The following is an 18,528-nucleotide window of genomic DNA, read 5'->3' as shown; positions in this document are numbered from 1 at the left end:
GATGAAAGGTTCAGGGGCCGGTCGTAGGGGTCTTCGGGATGTGGCGAGGCACGGCGACCGAGACGAGGTGCTCGACCGTGGGAGGGGAGGCCGCGAGCCTGCGCGCGGACTCCACGATCTCGGCGTCGTAGCCGGTCGTGCGCGTGTGGTGCTGGCTGAGGTGCTCCTGCCAGGTGCCGACCTGGAACGCCTCGATCAGGAATCCCGGATGCTCACGGTCGTCGTAGACGTGCCAGGTGCGGGCGCCCGTGCGACGCCGGCTCTGCTCGACGGCGCGCATGGCGTCGAGGAAGGCGGCGCGATCGCTGCCGGCGATCTCGTAGCGCACGATGACCAACGTCGAGCCGGCCGGGTCGAGCGGGTGCGCGGCCGGCGGCGCCGCATCCGGGACCGTGCCCGTGCCCGCCGTCGCGGCCGAATCGGGGTCGGCGTCGTCGTCGCCCGGCAGCGGCGTCGCGATGGGAGGAACGTCGGTGAGGGGCATCGCGGACGAGGCGCGGCTCTTGTCTGCGGTGGAGAGGAAGGGCCTCGCGAGAAGGATTACCGCGCCGAGCACCACGACCACGCCCGCGCCGATCATCGTCTCGGCCGTGCCGAAGATGCCGCCGAGCGCTCCAATGATCGCGGCACCGAACGCCGTGCCCCCGAACAGCACCAGCTGGTAGACGGAGAGTCCGCGCGTGCGCACCCATCCGGGCAGGAACGCCTGCACCGTGCCGTTCAAGGTGGCGATCACGCCGATCCACGACAGCCCGACGAGAACGAGCACCGGCAGGGTGATCCAGAGCGTCTGCGACAGGGCGGTCGCCGCGATGCCGATGCCGTAGGCCGCACTCGTGACGACGACGAGGCGGGAGGTGCCGAGGGCCGCCCGCGCCTTCGGAATGACGAACGCGCCCGCGATCGACCCGACGCCGAGGGCGGCGAGAAGCACGCCGTATCCGTTGGAGTCGAGACCGAGCCGGCCGCTCGCGAGAACGGGGAGCAGGGCCCAGAGTGCATTGGCCGGAATGATGAAGATGAGCAGCTGAAAGTAGATGCGCCGAACGACACCGGCGTGCAGCACGTAGCGCAGGCCCGCGCGGGTCGCCGACATGAAGGGCTCGCGGTCTCCTTGCGGCGGCGTGTAGCCCTTGAACGTGATCAGCACGATCAGCAGTCCGGCGAAGCTGAGGGCGTTCAGGGCGAAGACGAACGGGATGCCCCACGATCCGATCACGACGCCGGCGATGGCCGGTCCGATGGCTCGGGCAACATTGACGCCGATCGAGGAGAGCGAGGCGGCCTCGCCGACCAGGGGCTTCGGAACGACCCCCGGAACGAACGCCTGATACGCGGGAAGCTGGATGGCCGACGCGACCCCGAGCGCGAAGGTGAAGGCCAGGAGCAGGGTCGGCGTCATCGCTCCAGTGGCGGTGAGCACGGCCAGCCCGGCGGCCACGAGCGCCTGGGCCGACTGCACCCCGATCAGCAGGTGCCGTTTGTTCGCGAACTCGCCGAGAACGCCCGCGGGGATGCCGAACAGCAGCACGGGCGCGGCCGCTGCGGTCGAGACGAGCGCGATGATCGCGGGCGACGCGTGCTCTTCCACCAGAAACCACTGCGCGCCGACCGTCTGCATCCAGCCGCCGATGTTGCTCACGACATCGGCGATCCAGAGCCACCGGAAGATGGCGACGGCCAGCGGGGCGAGGGCTCCCGGAGCCTTCGCCGTCGTCTGACCGGTGCCGAGCGGAGAGGTCATGACAGCCCTTCTTTCGACAGCCGGTCTGTTGTGCGTATCCGGCTGTCCGAGGTCGAATGCGTCGAGACTACGACCGCGAGGAGAATGCAGGATAGTAACGCTGGGGTCAGGGCCGCGCGGTCGCTGAACGCGACGGATGGCGTTCTGAGCGGCCATGGCGCACACCGCTGGCCCGCGACCTGTCACAGAGTGCTGTCCGCGCGTGAGATCTGCGCGTTCCTTGACTGATCGCCGAGGGCGGGTGGTCTCGACCTGTCACAAAGTGCAGTTCCTGGCTGCAATCTGCGCGTTCCGTGACAAGTCGACGGTTATCGGGGGCGGTCCGACGCGGCGGCTCACCTGATCGCGGCGCGCACCCGCGTGCGCAGACGGCAGTATGGAGGCATGACGTGGCGAGAGAGACTCGGTCGCGCGGGTCGTCCTGTCGTCCTGTCGATTGCGAGGGCACTCCGTGGCGACTCCGAGGCGGAGAAGCCTCCGGTGCAGGTCACGCCGACGCCGACGCCGGTTCGGTCGGCCTCCGCGGCGGTTCTCCCCGAGCCCGCGCGGAAGCCCGAGACATCGAGCAAGGCGCACGTCTCATCGTTGCCCCCGTGGGGGCTCCTGCCCTCGCAGATTCCGCCGCGGCTCGAGTTGCTTCCTGGCCCGTCGTCACTGGAGCTCTTTCGCCGATCGCGCAGGATTGCCGCCTGGGGCTTCGCGTCGTATGGCGTGGTCGTCGTCGCGGCCTTCATCATCGTGGGCCAGCCGGGGCCGGTTACCCTTTTCGCCATGGTCACGCTGGTCGTCGCGGGCGCGGTGTTCGGACTGGCCGGACCGCCCTACGTCGAGCGCATCAAAGACGAGCAGCGTGCGGGCTACACCGTCTGGCGCCAGAACACCCTCTGGAAGCCGCAGGTGGATGCCGAGACCGGCTTCGTGATCAGGCCGGCGGGGGCTCGCGCGCTCTCCCTTCAAGAGGAGGCCGCGGCCCTGACGAGAGTGCGCGAGATCGCGCGCTACCTCGACGACCGCTGATCAGTCGGCTAACTGGAGGGTGTCGGTGTTGCCCAGCGCGACGGGTGTTGCCGGGCGACCGGCAGCATCCGTCGTCGCGGGCAACAGTCGCGGCGTACGAAGTGGGCTAGTGGGTTAGTGGGCCGCGGGGACCGCGTCGTGCGGGGCCTCTGACTGAGCCGGGGCCTTCACGAAGAAGCTGATCACGATTGCCGCGAGGGAGATGAACGCTCCGTACATGATGGCCGCGTGGATGCCCCCGGCGGTGTCGACCGCGCTCGGTGCGCTGCCGCCCGAGAGGGCGATCGCCCGTGCCGACATGACCGACACGAAGAGGGCGGTTCCGGCGGCTCCGGCGAGCTGCTGCACTGTCCCGACGACGGCGCTGCCGTGCGAGTAGAGCTTCGGGGTGAGCGACGCGAGCCCCGCGGTGAACAGGGGCGTGAACAGCAGCGCCAAGCCGAGGCTCATGGTGATGTGCGCGGCGAGCACCCAGCCCCACGCCGTGGTGGCGGTGAAGAGGGTCATGCCCCAGAAGGCGGCGCTCACGATGATCGATCCTGGAATGAGCAGGACGCGCGGCCCGAAACGGTCGTAGATGCGGCCGACGAACGGCGCCAGGATGCCCATGAGCAGTCCGCCGGGAAGCAGGAGGAGGCCCGTGGAGAGGGTGCTGAGACCGAGGACGCTCTGCGTGTAGATCGGCAGGATGATGAGGGTTCCGAAGAGGGCCATCATGCTGATCGCCAGCATCGCGATGGCCACAGAGAAGGTGCCCGAGCGGAACACACGAAGGTCGAGCAGCGCCTTCTCGCGACGGGCCAGCGAGACCTGGCGCAGGATGAACACGGCCAGTGCCACGATGCCGACGACGAGCGGCAGCCAGCCGGGCATCGCTCCCTCAGCGCTTTCGCCGCCGAGCGAGCTCAGACCGTAGACCAGCCCGCCGAACGCGAAGGCGGAGAGGATCACCGAGAGCACGTCGAGGGGAGCCTTGCGCGGCTCGGTGACGTTGGGGATCTTGAGGAAGCCGAGCACAAGCGAGCCGACGGCGATGGGCAGAACGATCCAGAACATCCAGCGCCAGTCGAGCACGCTGAGGATGAGGCCCGAGATGGTGGGGCCGATAGCCGGGGCGACCGAGATGACGATCGAGATGTTGCCCATGGTGCGGCCGCGCGTGGCCGGGGGAACGAGGTTGAGCACCGTGGTCATGAGCAGGGGCATCATGATGGCCGTTCCGCTGGCCTGGATGACCCGGCCCGCGAGCAGGACCTCGAAGCCGGGCGCCATGGCCGAGATGAACGTGCCCGCGCTGAACAAGGCCATCGCGGCGAGGAACACGGGCCGCGTGTTGAAGCGCTGCAGCAGGAACCCGGTGATCGGAATGACCACGGCCATGGTGAGCATGAACGCGGTGGTCAACCACTGCGCGGCCTCGGCGGCGATGTCGAGGTCTGTCATGAGCACGGGCAGGGCCACGCTCATGATCGTCTCGTTCAGGATGACGACGAACGCCGACACCAGAAGCAGCGAGATGACGAGGCGGTTGCGCCCGGCGAGCGCCGGATCTTCGGCCCAGGGGGATGCGGGTGCGTCGTGCTGAGTGGACGGCGACACGGCCGGCACGGAGTCTGTGGGTGGTGCGAGGCGATCAGTCACGAGAACTCCAAGGCTGAGGGAAAGAAGAGAAGAGGTAGCGGAGGCGAGCGGAGCGGAGGCTCGCGGGAATCGCTTCATCGGGAGAACCTGCCTCCACTCTGCTCTATTCCCCCGACACTCGAAAGAGTGCCCTTCGACAAGCTCAGGGAACGACGGGCCCTTCGACAAGCTCAGGGAACGGCGACAGGCTCAGGGAACGGTTCGTTCCCTGAGCCTGTCGAAGGGTGCTCGGCCAGTGCGGGTCGCTACGCGCCCCAGCTCGCCTGGGCGCCGACGCGCTCGGCCGAGATCTTCTCCTGGTAACCGGATGCCGTAAACGCGGCGATCGGGTCGGCCGGAAGACCGCGAGACTCGCGCCACTCGGCGAGCGGGCCCCGGACATCCGTGTAGAAGGCGTCCATGAGCACGGCATTGGCACCGAGCACATCGTTGGATTCCTGCGCTGCCGTAAGCGCGGCGCGGTCGACGAGCAGCGCGCGCGCCGTCATCTCCTGCACGTTCAGCACCGAGCGCATCTGGCCGGCGATCTTGGCCTCGATGTTGTGGCACTGGTCGAGCATAAAAGCCACGACCGAATCGGGTCCGTAGCCGCCGCCGCGAATGACCTCGTAGAGGATGCGGAACAGCTGGAACGGGTCGGCCGCGCCCACGATGAGGTCGTCGTCGGCGTAGAAGCGCGAGTTGAAGTCGAACGAGCCGAGCTTTCCGAGGCGCAGCAGCTGGGCGACGATGAATTCGATGTTGGTGCCCGGCGCGTGGTGGCCGGTGTCGAGGCAGACCAGGGCGCGCTCGCCGAGCGCGGCGACCTGGGCGTACGAGGTTCCCCAGTCGGGAACGTCGGTGTGATAGAACGCCGGCTCGAAGAACTTGTACTCGAGCACCAGGCGCTGCTCGGCGCCGATGCGGTCGTAGATCGTCTGCAGCGACTCGGCGAGCCGGTCCTGGCGACCGCGGATGTCGTCTTGGCCTGGGTAGTTCGTGCCGTCTGCGAGCCAGATCTTGAGGTCTTTCGAGCCCGTCGCATCCATGATGTCGATGCACTCGAAGTGGTGATCGATGGCCTTCTGGCGCACGGCCGGGTTCGACGAGGTGAGGGAGCCGAACTTGTAGTCCTCGTCTTGGAACGTGTTCGAGTTCACCGTTCCGAGCTCGACGCCGAGGTCGTTGGCGTAGGCGCCGAGGGCTGCGTAGTCGTCGACCTTGTCCCACGGGATGTGGATGGCCACCTTCGGGGAGAGCCCGGTGTACTTGTTCACCTGGGCGGCGTCGGCGATCTTCTCTTCGGGGTTGCGGGCGGTGCCCGGGGTTCCGAAGACGCGGAATCGCGTGCCCGAGTTGCCGAACGCCCACGAGGGCAGTTCGATGGACTGCCCCTCGAGCTGCGACGCGATGTCGTTGAACTGCACCATTGGAATTCTCCGTGTTTCTACTGTGGTCGTGTGAGCCGGATCCACTCGCCCTGAGGCGCTAATGAATCGATTCAATTGTGTTCAGGTTAGCCGGTGATCGGGGGTTTCACAATCGCTGTGCGGCCGCCAGCTGATCGGCGAGGTTGAACACCTCGGGGATGTAGTCGAACGCCTGGTCCGCAGGGCGTTGCTTACCAGAGGCATCGGCGAGGTCGACAAAGTTGTCGGCCATCGCCGCCTGCCAGCGTGCATTCACCGCAGTGAGGGCCATCCCGTCGAGCGAGGCCTGAAGGTCGTCGGTCTCGAAGTAGCCGATCACGAGACCGTCGGGTCGCAGGAAGATCGAGTAATTGCGCCACCCCGTCTCATCCAGGGCCTCGAGCATGTCGGGCCACACGGCCGCGTGGGCCTCGCGGTACGCCTCGATGCGGTCGGGCTTCACCTGAAGCTGAAAGCACACGCGCTGCGTCGTCATGGTCGGGTTCCTCTCAGCGCCACGCGGGCAGGGCCCGCATGTCGACGTGTCGGTGTTCGATTCCGAGAAGGCTGGCGGCCGCCCGGATGTCTGCGGCCCGGTGTCCGACACAGAGCGCCCAGTGATGGCCGATTCCCGTCTGCGACCACTCGTCGACCCACTCGCCGGGGTCGCCCCCGAAGTCCACGCGGGATGTCGTGTTGCCGATCGCCAGCAGCGGCCCCGGCTTCACGACGCCCTCGCTGGTGATGAAGGAGTAGCTGCCGTCGGCATCCTGCCCGATGCCGAAGGTGGTGACCGGGCCCTGCTTCACGTCGAACTCGACCGAGACTCCGTAGCCTCGCTTGCCGTGATAGATGCCGAGGCCGCGCAGCAGCGGGTCGCGCTCGGAGACCTGAAGGTGTGCAGGGCCGTCGTGGCCCATCTCCACCACGCCGTCGAAGAAGTTGAGTGCCTGGATCTCGGTGAACGAACCGCCGGCGCCGATCGTATGTGCGGCGAGCATGGCGAGGCTGGTGCGCAGCTCGTATTCGCCCACGAACGGGATGCCCCGGGCCGTCAGCAGGGACGAGCCGAGGATCATGCCGGCGCCGAGGCGCTCGTGCTGCTCTCCCTGCAGTCCGCGGTGATAGTACGCGGCCGAGTCGAGGTCGAAGTCCTCGACCAGGCGGTCGAGTCCGACAGAGACCTTGGCGCCCCAGGAGAAGTCGTCGTCGTTCACGGAGTCGTCGATGGTGAACAGGCGCCGGGCGAGTTCCTTGCGGTCGGCGACCTGCGCATCCGTCACCTCGTCGACCCGCACCCGCAGGTCGTCGAACTCGAGAACCTCGACGTGCGAGCCGAACTGCGTCGAGACGAGGGTCAGGTCGGTCGACACGTCGAGCATGCCGGGGTAGAGGTGGCCCATCAGGCCGTGGCGGGCGTTGCGCAGAACGCCGCGAACAGCGGCAGCGTGCACCCACTGGGTGATGCGGGCCCACGCCGACTCCTGCTTGAGGTGGCCCGACACGCTGCGGAACGGGATGCCCGCCCGCTTGAAGACGTTGGCCACCTCGGGCACCGGGCACTGGCCGCAGTAGGCGAGCCATTTGCCGGTGTCGAAGTTGGCGTGGTCCATGGCCTCGGTGGGCTGCAGGTCGATCACGAGCACGGGGGTCTTCGCGCGCTGGGCGATCGGCAGCACCATCGACGAGGTGAGGTAGGTGGTGAGGAAGATGACGATGAGGTCGCAGTCGGCGACCCGCAGTTTCTCGGCGGCGACCGCGGCCTCCTGCGCATCCGAGACGAAGCCCACGTCGACGACCTCGGCGTCGAGGGAGTTGAAGCGGCCGGTGACGTAGCGGCTCGACTCCTGCAGTTGCGGCAGGAGCTCGGGGAACTGGGGCCAGTAAGCGGCGAGGCCACCGGCGACGAGGCCGATGCGGGTCTGACGGCGCTTCTTCGGAGGAAGCAGGTCGGCGACGGCGGCGCTGCGGTCGGTCATGGGGTGCACTCGGCTTTCTGGTGGAGCCCTTCGACAGGCTCAGGGAACGGGAGTGGTTCGTTCCCTGAGCCTGTCGAAGGGGGGCCCTTCGACAAGCTCAGGGAACGAGCGGGGCGACTACTTCTTAGAAGTCGTAGTCGTCGATGTTGTCGGCGTTGAAGCGGGTGGGCGGTCCGACGATCGCGACACCGCCCTCGCCGACCGTGATCTCGCCCAGGTCGCCGGCGTCGAAGGTGTCGCCCTCGGCTCCGGTGATGGTTCCATCGACGAGTGCCTTACCGGCGAACGCGGCGACGTAGCCGAGCTGTGCCGGGTCCCAGAGAGCGAACTCCTTCACGGTGCCGTCCTTGACGAACTCGCGCATCTCGTTCGGCAGTCCGAGCCCGGTCAGCGCGACCTTGCCCTTGTAGTCCGAGGTCGAGAGGTACTTGGCCGCAGCCGCGATACCGACGGTCGTGGGCGAGATGATGCCCTTGAGGTCGGGGTACGACGAGAGCAGGCCCTGCGTCTCCTGGAAGGACTTGTCTGCGTCGTCGTCTCCGTAGACCTTCGCGACGAGCTTGATGTCCTTGTAGTCGGGGTTGGAGGCGAGCTCCTCCTCCATGAACTTGATCCACTCGTTCTGGTTCGTGGCCGTGGCCGTGGCCGAGAGGATCGCGATGTCGCCGGCTCCGCCGATCTGCTCCGAGATGATCTCGAGCTGGATCAGGGCGACGTCTTTGGCGACGACCTGGCTGATGAAGATGTCGCGGTAGTCGGGGTTGGTGTCGGAGTCGAACGCCACGATCTTGGCGCCGGCCTCGCGAGCCGTCTGCAGCGACGGGCCGACGGCATCCGGGTCGTTCGCGGCGATGACGATGACCTTCGAGCCCTCCTGCGTGGCCTGCTCGATGAAGGGGATCTGAGCGCTCGCGCTCGCCTCCAGCGGGCCGAGGACCTGCGAGGTGAAGCCGGCCTCCTTCGCGCCGTCCTCTCCGCCGCCGAGGACCACGTCGGTGTACGGGTTGTTCAGCTGCTTCGGCAGGAACGCCATGGTGTTGTCGCCACCGCCACCCGCCGAATCGGTGCCGCCGTCGGTGGATCCGCCCGCGGCGCATCCGGTTGCCAGCAGCGCGACCGAGACCGCGACCGCGGCGACGGTTGCTGCGCGGCGACCGCCGCGCGTCTTACGAGAAAACAACTCCATTGTTCTTCCTTCTTTCGTGTGATGTGGTGCGGACGCCTGGTGCTTTAGGCGTGGGGTGAACCAGAAGACGATGTCTGCTGGACAACTCGGTGAACGCGGGCGAGCCGCAGTCGTTCGCGTGCCCACGAGACGATGCTCGGGGCCACGACCGACAGAACGAGCAGGCTTCCGGTCACGATGATGAGGGCGGTCTCGGGCACCTTCGCGAGGCGCAGCGAGTAGGTGAGAACGCCGATGAGCAGCACTCCTCCGACGACTCCGGGGATCGACCCCTTGCCGCCGAAGATCGAGACGCCGCCGAGCAGCACGGCGGCGATGACGCTGAGCTCCATGCCGGTTCCGTTGTCGGGGCCGGCGCTCGCCAGGCGCAGGGTGAGAAAGACACCGACGATGGATGACACGACGCCGGTTCCCACGAACAGCCAGAATTTGGCCTGCCCCACCCGGATGCCCACGAACGTGGCGGCCTCCTTCGAGAAGCCGAGCGCGTAGAGGCCGCGGCCGAACGGGGTGAAGTGCAGCAGCACGGCGAAGAACGCGATGATGATGACCACGAAGATCATGACCACGGGGATTCCGGTCGTGCCGATCTTCGAGAGCACGAAGGTGTTGAGCTCCTTCGGGAAGTTCGCCACCTTCTGGTCGCCGATCACCACGAGGGCGAGTCCTCTATACAGGGCGAGCGTTCCGATCGTCACCGCGAGTGACGGCAGGCCGAGGGTCGTGATGAGGAAGCCGTTGAAGACGCCGCAGACCACGCCGACCAGCACCGAGACCAGGATCACGATGCCGATGTCCCAGCCGGAGTCTCGCCAGAGCACGCCCATCACCGCGCTGGTGAGGCCGGCGATGGAGGCGACGGAGAGGTCGATCTCGCCCGAGATGATCACCAGGGCCATGGGCATCGCGATGAGCAGGATGGGGATGACCTGAATGGAGAGGAAGCCCACGGTGAGGGTCGAGGCGAAGAACCTCACCGAGATCATCGACACGATGATCACGGCGACGAGGATGTAGATGATGATCGCGTCGCTGCCGGTGAGGCGCTTCGCGAGGCCGCTGCGGGCCTTGACGATATTCGGGCTCAGTGTTTCAGACATCGCGGGACTCACTCACTCGAAGCTTGCGGGCGTTGCGCACCGACACGGCGCGGTCGACGATGATGGCGGCCAGAATGAGCATGCCCACGAAGGCCTGCTGCCAGAACTTGTCGACCCGGGTCGCGGTCAGCGAACTCGTGATCGTCGAGAGCAGCACGGCTCCGATGGCCGCGCCGAAGACGGTTCCGGTTCCTCCCGAGATCGCAACGCCTCCGACGACCACGGCCGCCACGACGTCGAGCTCCAGGCCCGATCCGGTGAGCGCGCCCACCGAGTTGTAGCGCGAGGTGTAGAGCACGCCCGCCAGGCCGGTCAGGGCCCCGGATGCGACGAATGCGGCGAGCACGCGCGGCCCGACGGCGATTCCGAACAGCCGTGCGGCATCCCGGTCGCTGCCGATCGCGTAGAGGTCGCGACCCGCCCGCACCGAGTGCATGAAGATGCCCACCGCGATGACGACCACGATGGCCACGATCGTGATGATCGGAATGCCGAGGAAGACATCCACGCTCAGGTTGCCGAACGCCTTGGGGTTGTCGCCCGAGAAGTACTGCTTCGAGCCGGCCCAGCTCGTAAGGATGCCACGGAAGATGTACATCGTTCCCAGGGTGATCACGAGCGCGGGCACTTTCGCGGCCGTCACGAGGAATCCGTTTATCGCCCCCAGAACGGCCCCGAAGAGCATCCCGCCCAGAAAGACGAGGGGGATGGGAACGCCGGGCCACGCGTTGAAGAGCGTGCCCGTGCCGAAGGCGACGAGGCCGAGGATCGAGCCGATCGAGAGGTCGACGTTCTCGGTGATGATCACGAGCGCCTGGCCGACGGCGAGGATGATCACGATCGTCGCGTTGAGCATGAGGTCTTTGACGCTCTGCGGCGAGAGGAACCGCGGGTTGATGACCGTGGTGATGATCACGAGCGCGATCAGCGCCCCGGCGACCGGAATCTCGCGGGAGCGGAAGAAGCCCCGAACGGCGTGGAGCGGGCCGCCGTGGTCGGTGTGCACGGGTGGACGTGCGGTGTCGATGCTCACAGGGCGCCTTCCAGGCTCGAGGTGGCGGCGCTCATCACGCGCTCGGCGGTGGCCTCGGCGCGAGGCAGCTCGGCCGTGATGCGGCCCTCGTGCATGACCAGGATGCGGTCGGCCATGCCGAGCACCTCCGGCAGCTCGGACGAGACCATGATGATGGCGATGCCGCGCCCGGCGAGGTCGGAGAGAAGGCGGTGCACCTCGCTCTTGGTTCCCACGTCGATGCCGCGGGTGGGCTCGTCGACGATCAGCAGCGTGGGCTCGGTGGCGAGCCACTTGGCCAGCACCACCTTCTGCTGGTTGCCGCCCGACAGGGTCGACACCGCGTAGTCCTGCGACCCGGTCTTGACCTGAAGCCGGCTCGACCAGTCCTCGGCGGTGCGGCGCTCGCGGTTGCCCGAGATGAGGCCGAAGCGGGCGAGCGCCTTGCGCAGCGTGAGCGTGGCGTTCTTCGCGACCGAGAGGTCCATGACCAGGCCCTGCTTGCGGCGGTCCTCGGGCACGAAGCCGATACCGGCGGTGATCGCGGCCTGTGGATTGTGCGGGGCGAGCGCCTTGCCGTGTAACGTCACCGAGCCCGAGTCGTAGCGATCGATGCCGAAGACGGCGCGCACCACCTCGGTGCGCCCGGCTCCCACGAGACCGGCGAGCGCCACGATCTCGCCCGCCTTCACCTCGAACGAGATGTCACGGAACGTGCCCAGCCGGGTGAGACCCTCGACCGACAGCACCGTCTCGCCGACCGGGGCATCCACTTTGGGGAAGAGGGCGCCGAGCTCGCGCCCGACCATCTCCTTCACGATCTGCGGAACGGTGACGTCGGCGGTGTTGTGCACGCCGATATAGCGGCCGTCGCGCATCACCGTGATGCGGTCGCAGAGCGCGAAGACCTCTTCGAAGCGGTGCGAGATGAACAGGATGCCGGCGCCCTTGTCGCGGAGGCCCCGTGCGACCCCGAAGAGACGGTCGACCTCGACGCCCGAGAGGGCGGCGGTGGGCTCGTCCATCACGAGCACCTTCGCGTCGAGCGAGATGGCCTTGGCGATCTCGATGATCTGCTGATCGGCGATCGAGAGGCCCTCCGCGATGCGGTCGGGATCGATCGGCACACCGAGGGTGGTGAAGAGGTCGCGGGCCATCCGGCGCATCTCGCCGCGGTTGATGAGGCCGGCCCGGTTTCGCGGCTGGCGGCCGATGAAGATGTTCTCGGCGACGGTGAGGTCGGGGAAGAGGGTGGGCTCCTGGTAGATGACCGAGACGCCGGCGGCCTTGCTGTCTGCCGGCGTCTTGAACGAGACGCCGACGCCGCCCACCTCGAAGTCGCCTCCGTCGGGGGCGTGCACGCCGGCGAGGATCTTGACGAGCGTCGACTTGCCGGCGCCGTTCTCGCCGACGAGGGCGTGGATCTCGCCGGCTCGCAGGTCGATGGTTCCGTCGGCCAGGGCGACGACGGGCCCGAAGGTCTTGGATGCGCCGGTGAGCGAGAGCGCAGGCGTGCCGGATGCGGGGGTGCCCGATGGCGGGGGCGGCTCGATGCCGGGCTGGACTTCATTCGCCATGGGCTGGCGCACCTCCACGTTGAGGACGATTGAATCGATATAACTCGAATCTGTTGGAACCCTACGGCGACAGGAGCGGCAGCGTCAAGGCCGTTACCAGTTCGCAACCTTGCGCCGAGGCATCCGCTCTGTATGGTGGGGTGAATCGATACAAGGTTGTATCCCGATCATCCTCGTGTCCGCTGGTCGCCGTGCTCCCTGCGCGGTGTCGAAGAACCGCCTTCCGGAGGATGAATGATGGTCGCCGCCAATGTGCGTGATGTGGCCGCCCTGGCCCGGGTGTCGGTGGGCACGGTGTCGAATGTGCTCAACGGCACCAAGAAGGTCGCCCCCGGCACGGAGAAGCGTGTTCTCGAGGCGATCGAGACGCTGGGCTTCGTGCGCAACGACGCCGCCCGACAGCTGCGAGTGGGGCAGAGCCGCATGGTCGGAATGATGGTGCTCGACGTGGGCAACCCGTTCTTCACCGACCTCGCCCGCGGGGTCGAAGACACCCTCGCTCTCTCGTCGCGTTCGCTCATTCTGGGCAACAGCGCCGAAGACGCCGCCCGCGAGGAGTCGTACCTGCATCTTTTCGAGGAGCAGAGGGTCGCCGGCCTGCTCGTCACCCCGGTGAGCCGCACCACCGACCGGCTCGAGCGCCTGCGCCGCCGTGGAACGCCCGTGGTGCTCGTCGACCGGTTCGGCGGCATCGGAGACTTCAGCTCGGTGTCGGTCGACGACCGCAGGGGAGGACAGATAGCCCTGCAGCACCTCGTCGACATCGGGCGGGTGAGGCCCACGTTCATCGGGGGCTCGAGCGCCGTCGTGCAGGTGAGCGAACGCCTGCACGGAGCCCAGTCCGTTCTCTCCGAGGCCGGAATCGCGCCCCTGCGCGTGATCGAGCGCCCCTACATGTCGGCCGACGCGGGCCGGGATGCGGCAGAGGAACTGCTCGCTCTCGAGCCCTCCGAGCGGCCCGACTCGATCTTCGCGGCCAACGACCTGCTCGCCCTCGGGGTGCTTCAGGCGCTCACCCGGGCGGGCGTGCGCGTGCCCGACGACATCGCGATCATCGGCTACGACGACATCTACTTCGCCGCATCGGCGGCGGTTCCCCTCTCGTCGGTGCGCCAGCCGACCTGGGGAATGGGCAAGGCCGCCGCCGAGCTGCTGACCGCGGAGATAGACGGCACGGCGGGCTCCGAATTCCAGCACGTGGTGTTCGAGCCCGAGCTCATGGCGCGCGAGAGCACGCGGGTGCCGGCCTGAGCGTCAGCGCCCGAACACCCGTCGAACCGCGTCGAGGTAGGCCATGCCGTGGGTGGTGTCGGGCAGCAGATACGACCCTTCTGTCCACTCGTTCCACGCGTTGATGGTGACGATCGGATGCGGGCCGCCGTGTCGGTCGGCGAACGACTTCGCCTCGACCAGGCCGCCCTCGAACTGCGCAGGGGACGCATCCCAGGTCGTGAGAAAGGGGTAGGAGCCGCGCTCGTAGGGCAGCTGCTGGGCGGTGCGCGGGCTCGAGTCCCAGCCGACCGTGACGTTGGGGTGAAAGGGCACGGGCAACGCGGCGGCGGTGCGCTCGTAGTCGGCGAACGCCTCCCGTCGCAGCCGGTCGGCGTCGCCCGCGGGAAAATCGTGCGCGTCGACGTCGACGTGGTGCATCCACACATACGACGTGGCCGAGTCGAACGCGAGTCTCGTCACCAGTGACAGGGGGTCGTCGAGCACGACCGCGGTCGGCAGCACGCCGAATCCCCAGATCACCGCGTCGAGGTGGATGCCGGGCAGGCCGCTCGAGACCGCCTCGGCGCGGAGCCAGTCGAGCGCGTCGACGGTCTCGGCCACGCCGCCGAGCCCCGCGATGAGAGAACCGATCTCATAGACGGAGAGCCACGGCCTGCCGTCGACGCGCAGGTACGACGGATGGGTGAAGTACTCGGCGATGATGTGCCTGCCGAAGCGCTCGAAGGCCGCTCGGTCGATGGCGCCCGTGGCGAGTCGAGGGGGAGGCGCGTCTGGCGATGCCGCCGGAAAGATGTCGACGAGCTCGTGGTTGGCCCACATCAGGGCGAAGGTCATATCGCCCACGTTGGGAGCCCGCAGCAGGCCGTCGCGCAGGGCGCCCTCGAGGTAGCCGCCGTCGTCGTACCAGTAGTAGTCGATCAGAAAGCCGTCGATGCCGTTCTCGGTCGCCAGCTCTATCTGCCGCGCTCCCACCTCGGGGTCGGCCTCGTTCCATTCGCCGAGTGCGGGCACCCGCGGCTGCCTGTGGCCGGCGAAGCGCGGGCGAGCGTCGCGCAGCAGGCTCCACTCGGTGAAGCCCTCGCCGAACCAGGCGGCGTTGCGCGGGTCGTCGTGCCAGCTCGGAAAGTAGTACGCCAGCACCGTCGGCCGTCGAGCGTCGCCGGACCGTTCGCGCGGCGCGCTCATGCGTGCGCCCCGCTGTGCTCGGCGACGATGCCGGCGAAGCCGAGGCGCGTCATCCGCGAGTTCCTCGCGAGCTCGCTCGTGACCAGCGGCGCCAGCCGAACGGTGGTGCCGAACTCGTTGCGACCGGCCACTCGCACCGCGTACTCGCCCGTCGCGTCGCCACGCTGCAGCACCGGATGCGACGGGTCGAGCACGAGGGTGCGGGCGCGCACGAGGTCTTCCGCGTCATTCTCGTGCGCGTTCGCGGCGTAGGCGAGCTGCCCGAGAAAGAGGGTGACCCGGGTCTCGCCGAGCTCCGGTGCGCCCGACGTCGTGTTGCCGAACGGCGGCGTCGAGGCGGTTCCCGCCACATCGAACCACAGGGCGGGCGACACCTCGACGACGACGACGGAATTCGGATCGAGCGCGTCGAGGATCAGCCAGCCTGCCTCCAGGCGCCCCGTCGAGAACGACACCGTCACGCTCTCGGGGATCCGCAGCCGCAGACCGCTGCCCTGCGGCAGGGCGGCGCCCGCTCGCAGCTCGACGCGATCGCCGAACGGGTAGCCGCCGGCGACCTCGAGCAGCACGTCGCCATCGGCGGACTCGACCACGGCGTCGAGCGGCTGGTTCACGACCAACCCGCCCGACGCATCCACTCGCGCCAGCGACCGGCTCAGCGCGCCGAGCGCCTCGATGCCGTGGAAAGTGCAGCACCACCATGCCTCGGGCGCGTAGTCGAGGGCGAGCAGTGGGCCGTCGCCGACGAGCGTCTCGCAGCCGAAATGACCGGATGCCTGCTGCGCGTGGGCGAGACCGTTGAGGCCGGCCAGCCAGGCGCGCTCGCGAAATCGATCGAGGCCGGTCGCCTCGGCGAGTTCGAGGCAGAGCATCACCCAGTCAGCGGTGCCGCAGCCCTCGGTGTTGATGTCCCAGGGCGTCGAGAGGCTCTCGAGGGCCGAGCCGCTCGGCAGCAGGAACCGGGCCGCGACCTCGTCGGCCTGCTTGCACACCGCATCGACCTCCGAGCAGTCGTCGCGGGCGACGGCGACCTCGAGGCGACCCCGCAAGAAGAGCAGGTACCCGTGCAGGTGCAGCCGATCGACGATGGCGGGAGCCGCCTCGACGAGCCGGCGGGCCGCATCCATCGCCCGGTCATCGCCGCGCAGGGCGGCGAACCGGGCGAGCGGACGCACCAGCGACAGCGGGTCGAGGAGGAACTTGCGCGACGGTTCGCGCGAGAGCCAGTCGACCCAGCCGGCGGCGGATGCGACGGCGTGGCCCGCCAGACGATCGATCGCGTCACCGAGACGGTCGGCCCTCTCGGCCGACACCCACGAGGCGCTCGAGAGCAGGCCGTCGAGCAGTCGGCCGTGCCCCCAGGCGGCGCCGTGATCGCGGGCCAGGGCGGGCAGCGCGGGGGAGCCGAACGAGCCGTCGGGATTCTGGGCGGCGATCACGCGGTCGAGAATGCGGTGCGCCTTGTCGAGGTCGACGGGCAGGCGCTCGCGGTAGGCCACGGCGACGGCTCCGAGGTAACGGCCCGACAGATCGCCGCGGTAGTCCTGGAACAGGCGGTGCGCGCCCGGCCGGTGTTCGACATCCTGCACCACGAGGTCATCGCTGTAGGGCGTGCTCGAGCCGAGTTGAGCGGTCGCGAGACGCAGGCGTTCGCGCAGGATGCCCCGAGCGAACGCCTCGGCGCCGTCGCTCACTTGACGGCACCCGCCGTCAGTCCCTTCTCGAAGAACTTCTGCAGCAGCAGGTACGTGATCACGATGGGCAGGCAGACCAGCACGAGGGCGGCGAAGATCTTGGGCACGTCGGAGCCGTAGGTGCTCGTGAAGAACTGGGGCACCTGGGTGAGCACCTGCAGGTTCTGATCCTGCAGGAACAGCAGGGGCAGGAAGAACTCGTTCCACGCCTGCAGGAACGCCCAGACGATGATCACCGCGGTGATCGGGCGCGAGAGGGGGATCACGATGCGCACCAGCGTGCCGAAGCTCGTGGCCCCGTCGATCTTCGCCGCCTCGATCACCTCGTCGGGGATTCCGTTGAGGTAGTTGCGGGCGAGGAGCAGGGTGAGCGGAACCGTGACCGCGCTCAGCGGCAGGATCACCGCAAGGAAGTTGTTGAACAGGCCGAGCTGGCGCACGATGATGAACATCGGCACCATCAGGGCGATGCTCGGCAGCACGAGACCCACGAGGATCGCGTTGAAGAGGAGCTTGCGGCCCGAGAACTTGAGCTTCGCGAAGGCGAAGCCGGCCAGCATGGTCACCGCGTAGATGAGCGCGATGGTGCCCGCCGAGATCACCGCGCTGTTCAGCAGGAAGGTGAAGAACGGCGTCTGAGTGATCACGGCCGTGTAGTTGGCCAGTGGCCCCTGGCCCGAGAACGAGATCGCGACGATGGCCACGAGGGGGAACAGGAAGGGGATGACGAGAACCGTCGCCACCACCTGGTAGACGAGCCTCTGTCGAAGGGATACGCGTCCGAACATGATCAGTCCTCTCCGAAACGGTAGGCCCGCATCTGGAATGCGGTGAGAGTGAGGGCGAGCACCAGCAGAACCATGGCGAGCGCCGCGGCGTAGCCGGAGTTGAACTGCTGCACGGCCTGCTTGTAGATGTAGGTGGTCAAAAACTCCGTGCTGCGGCCAGGGCCTCCGCCCGTCACGAGGAACACGATGTCGAATGTCTTCAGGGCGCCAATCACGCCCGTGAGTGCGAGCGTCGCATGCGTTCCCTTCAGCTGGGGGATGACGATCGACCGGATGATCCGCCAGGTTCCGGCGCCGTCGATCTGGGCGGCCTCGTAGAGGTTCTGGTCGATCTGGCTCACCGAGGCCTGGTAAAGGATGAAGCTGAATCCCGTCCACTGCCAGATGTTGATCACGGCGAGGGCGATGAGTGCCGTCTTCGGGTCGGCGATCCAGGCGTTCGTCAGAACGTCGAGGCCGATGAACCGCAGCGCCTCGTTGACCTGACCGTCGGGGCTGAGCAGCTGGCGGAAAGCGATCGACACGGCCGCCGGAGAGAGGATGACCGGCACGAAGACGATGATCTTGTAGATGTTGCTGCCGAAGATCGGGCCGCTGAAGACGAGCGCCATCGTGAGCCCCAGCGCCATCTGCACGAGGATCACGATCACGCCGAAGATGGCGACGTGCGAGAGCGAGTCCCAGAAGATGCTGTCGCTGAAGATCTTCGCGTAGTTGTCGAAGCCCACCGACTCGGGGTTGGGGTCGATGCCGTTCCAGTCGAGGGTGGAGACCCACCCGTTGTAGCCGATGCCGAGGTAGACCACACCCACCACCAGGATCAGGGCGGGCAGGACGTAGAGGTACGCGGTGCGGCCGCCGCGGCGCTTCGGCCGTCGGGTGGGTGGATGCCCGTGGCCGCGTCTCGCGCGCGAGTCGCCGGGGGTGCCGGTTCCGTCCTCCGGGTCGGAGGTGTCGAGGGTGGGGCTCATCGTCATTGACTTG

General features: G+C 67.8%; 15 protein-coding genes. 2 read left to right on the top strand and 13 right to left on the bottom strand.

Annotation, left to right across the window (positions count from 1 at the left end):
* Positions 1 to 10 precede the first annotated feature (10 nt).
* Entirely contained in the window at positions 11 to 1,744 is a 1,734-nt protein-coding gene (locus tag ASF51_RS03210; protein WP_055925064.1) for an MFS transporter, read from the bottom strand.
* Positions 1,745 to 2,128: 384 nt separating this feature from the next.
* Between ASF51_RS03210 and ASF51_RS03205 the strand changes: the two genes are divergently transcribed.
* Positions 2,129 to 2,761, top strand: coding sequence for a hypothetical protein (locus ASF51_RS03205; RefSeq protein ID WP_055925061.1), 633 nt, complete (start codon positions 2,129 to 2,131; stop codon positions 2,759 to 2,761).
* Between the two features lie 114 nt (positions 2,762 to 2,875).
* On the opposite strand, the gene ASF51_RS03200 is transcribed toward ASF51_RS03205, so the two are convergent.
* The 8 genes from ASF51_RS03200 to ASF51_RS03165 form a co-directional block, all read right to left on the bottom strand.
* Positions 2,876 to 4,402 carry a DHA2 family efflux MFS transporter permease subunit gene (locus ASF51_RS03200; RefSeq protein WP_235497117.1) on the bottom strand — a complete coding sequence of 509 codons (1,527 nt, stop codon included), beginning with the start codon at positions 4,400 to 4,402 and terminating at the stop codon, positions 2,876 to 2,878.
* A gap of 245 nt (positions 4,403 to 4,647) precedes the next feature.
* Positions 4,648 to 5,811, bottom strand: coding sequence for an L-rhamnose isomerase (rhaI, locus tag ASF51_RS03195; RefSeq protein WP_055925057.1), 1,164 nt, complete (start codon positions 5,809 to 5,811; stop codon positions 4,648 to 4,650).
* A 106-nt stretch (positions 5,812 to 5,917) separates the two neighbouring features.
* Entirely contained in the window at positions 5,918 to 6,286 is a 369-nt protein-coding gene (locus ASF51_RS03190; RefSeq protein WP_055925054.1) for an L-rhamnose mutarotase, read from the bottom strand.
* Positions 6,287 to 6,299: 13 nt separating this feature from the next.
* On the bottom strand, positions 6,300 to 7,769 hold the full coding sequence (locus ASF51_RS03185; RefSeq protein WP_055925051.1) for an L-fucose/L-arabinose isomerase family protein: 1,470 nt from the start codon (positions 7,767 to 7,769) through the stop codon (positions 6,300 to 6,302).
* A gap of 124 nt (positions 7,770 to 7,893) precedes the next feature.
* Positions 7,894 to 8,955, bottom strand: coding sequence for a rhamnose ABC transporter substrate-binding protein (rhaS, locus tag ASF51_RS03180; protein ID WP_055925048.1), 1,062 nt, complete (start codon positions 8,953 to 8,955; stop codon positions 7,894 to 7,896).
* Positions 8,956 to 8,999: 44 nt separating this feature from the next.
* Positions 9,000 to 10,055, bottom strand: a complete 1,056-nt coding sequence (locus ASF51_RS03175) for an ABC transporter permease (RefSeq protein ID WP_055925045.1) — start codon at positions 10,053 to 10,055, stop codon at positions 9,000 to 9,002.
* The gene (locus ASF51_RS03170; protein WP_200926078.1) at positions 10,048 to 11,088 is read right to left on the bottom strand and encodes an ABC transporter permease; all 1,041 of its coding nucleotides are present in this window, start codon (positions 11,086 to 11,088) and stop codon (positions 10,048 to 10,050) included. Before ASF51_RS03170 ends, ASF51_RS03175 begins: the two co-directional genes overlap by 8 nt.
* Positions 11,085 to 12,644, bottom strand: coding sequence for a sugar ABC transporter ATP-binding protein (locus tag ASF51_RS03165; protein ID WP_055925042.1), 1,560 nt, complete (start codon positions 12,642 to 12,644; stop codon positions 11,085 to 11,087). Before ASF51_RS03165 ends, ASF51_RS03170 begins: the two co-directional genes overlap by 4 nt.
* Before the next feature lie 237 nt (positions 12,645 to 12,881).
* On the opposite strand from ASF51_RS03165, the gene ASF51_RS03160 reads away from it, so the two are divergent.
* Positions 12,882 to 13,895, top strand: coding sequence for a LacI family DNA-binding transcriptional regulator (locus ASF51_RS03160; protein ID WP_369797277.1), 1,014 nt, complete (start codon positions 12,882 to 12,884; stop codon positions 13,893 to 13,895).
* A 3-nt stretch (positions 13,896 to 13,898) separates the two neighbouring features.
* Here ASF51_RS03160 and ASF51_RS03155 read toward each other — a convergent pair whose 3' ends face one another.
* From ASF51_RS03155 to ASF51_RS03140, 4 genes are read right to left on the bottom strand one after another with little or no spacing between them, the layout of a single operon-like run.
* Positions 13,899 to 15,062, bottom strand: coding sequence for a glycoside hydrolase family 99-like domain-containing protein (locus tag ASF51_RS03155; protein WP_055925035.1), 1,164 nt, complete (start codon positions 15,060 to 15,062; stop codon positions 13,899 to 13,901).
* Positions 15,059 to 16,756, bottom strand: a complete 1,698-nt coding sequence (locus ASF51_RS03150; protein ID WP_055925032.1) for a hypothetical protein — start codon at positions 16,754 to 16,756, stop codon at positions 15,059 to 15,061. Before ASF51_RS03150 ends, ASF51_RS03155 begins: the two co-directional genes overlap by 4 nt.
* Complete coding sequence (locus tag ASF51_RS03145; RefSeq protein ID WP_055925029.1) at positions 16,753 to 17,544, bottom strand: carbohydrate ABC transporter permease; 792 nt, start codon at positions 17,542 to 17,544, stop codon at positions 16,753 to 16,755. Before ASF51_RS03145 ends, ASF51_RS03150 begins: the two co-directional genes overlap by 4 nt.
* Before the next feature lie 2 nt (positions 17,545 to 17,546).
* Complete coding sequence (locus ASF51_RS03140; RefSeq protein WP_055925026.1) at positions 17,547 to 18,521, bottom strand: carbohydrate ABC transporter permease; 975 nt, start codon at positions 18,519 to 18,521, stop codon at positions 17,547 to 17,549.
* Between the last annotated feature and the right edge of the window lie 7 nt (positions 18,522 to 18,528).

This window comes from Agreia sp. Leaf283, from assembly GCF_001422485.1.
Lineage (GTDB): Bacteria > Actinomycetota > Actinomycetes > Actinomycetales > Microbacteriaceae > Agreia.
Note: the sequence above shows the minus strand (reverse complement) of the source record. Positions and strands in the feature narration are given on the sequence as shown.

Coding starts and splice junctions, on each gene's coding strand:
- ASF51_RS03210 (WP_055925064.1), bottom strand. CDS start 1,744: ATGACCTCTCCGCTCGGCACCGGTCAGACGACGGCGAAGGCTCCGGGA.
- ASF51_RS03205 (WP_055925061.1), top strand. CDS start 2,129: ATGACGTGGCGAGAGAGACTCGGTCGCGCGGGTCGTCCTGTCGTCCTG.
- rhaI (WP_055925057.1), bottom strand. CDS start 5,811: ATGGTGCAGTTCAACGACATCGCGTCGCAGCTCGAGGGGCAGTCCATC.
- ASF51_RS03190 (WP_055925054.1), bottom strand. CDS start 6,286: ATGACGACGCAGCGCGTGTGCTTTCAGCTTCAGGTGAAGCCCGACCGC.
- ASF51_RS03185 (WP_055925051.1), bottom strand. CDS start 7,769: ATGACCGACCGCAGCGCCGCCGTCGCCGACCTGCTTCCTCCGAAGAAG.
- rhaS (WP_055925048.1), bottom strand. CDS start 8,955: ATGGAGTTGTTTTCTCGTAAGACGCGCGGCGGTCGCCGCGCAGCAACC.
- ASF51_RS03175 (WP_055925045.1), bottom strand. CDS start 10,055: ATGTCTGAAACACTGAGCCCGAATATCGTCAAGGCCCGCAGCGGCCTC.
- ASF51_RS03165 (WP_055925042.1), bottom strand. CDS start 12,644: ATGGCGAATGAAGTCCAGCCCGGCATCGAGCCGCCCCCGCCATCGGGC.
- ASF51_RS03160 (WP_369797277.1), top strand. CDS start 12,882: ATGGTCGCCGCCAATGTGCGTGATGTGGCCGCCCTGGCCCGGGTGTCG.
- ASF51_RS03155 (WP_055925035.1), bottom strand. CDS start 15,062: ATGAGCGCGCCGCGCGAACGGTCCGGCGACGCTCGACGGCCGACGGTG.
- ASF51_RS03145 (WP_055925029.1), bottom strand. CDS start 17,544: ATGTTCGGACGCGTATCCCTTCGACAGAGGCTCGTCTACCAGGTGGTG.
- ASF51_RS03140 (WP_055925026.1), bottom strand. CDS start 18,521: ATGACGATGAGCCCCACCCTCGACACCTCCGACCCGGAGGACGGAACC.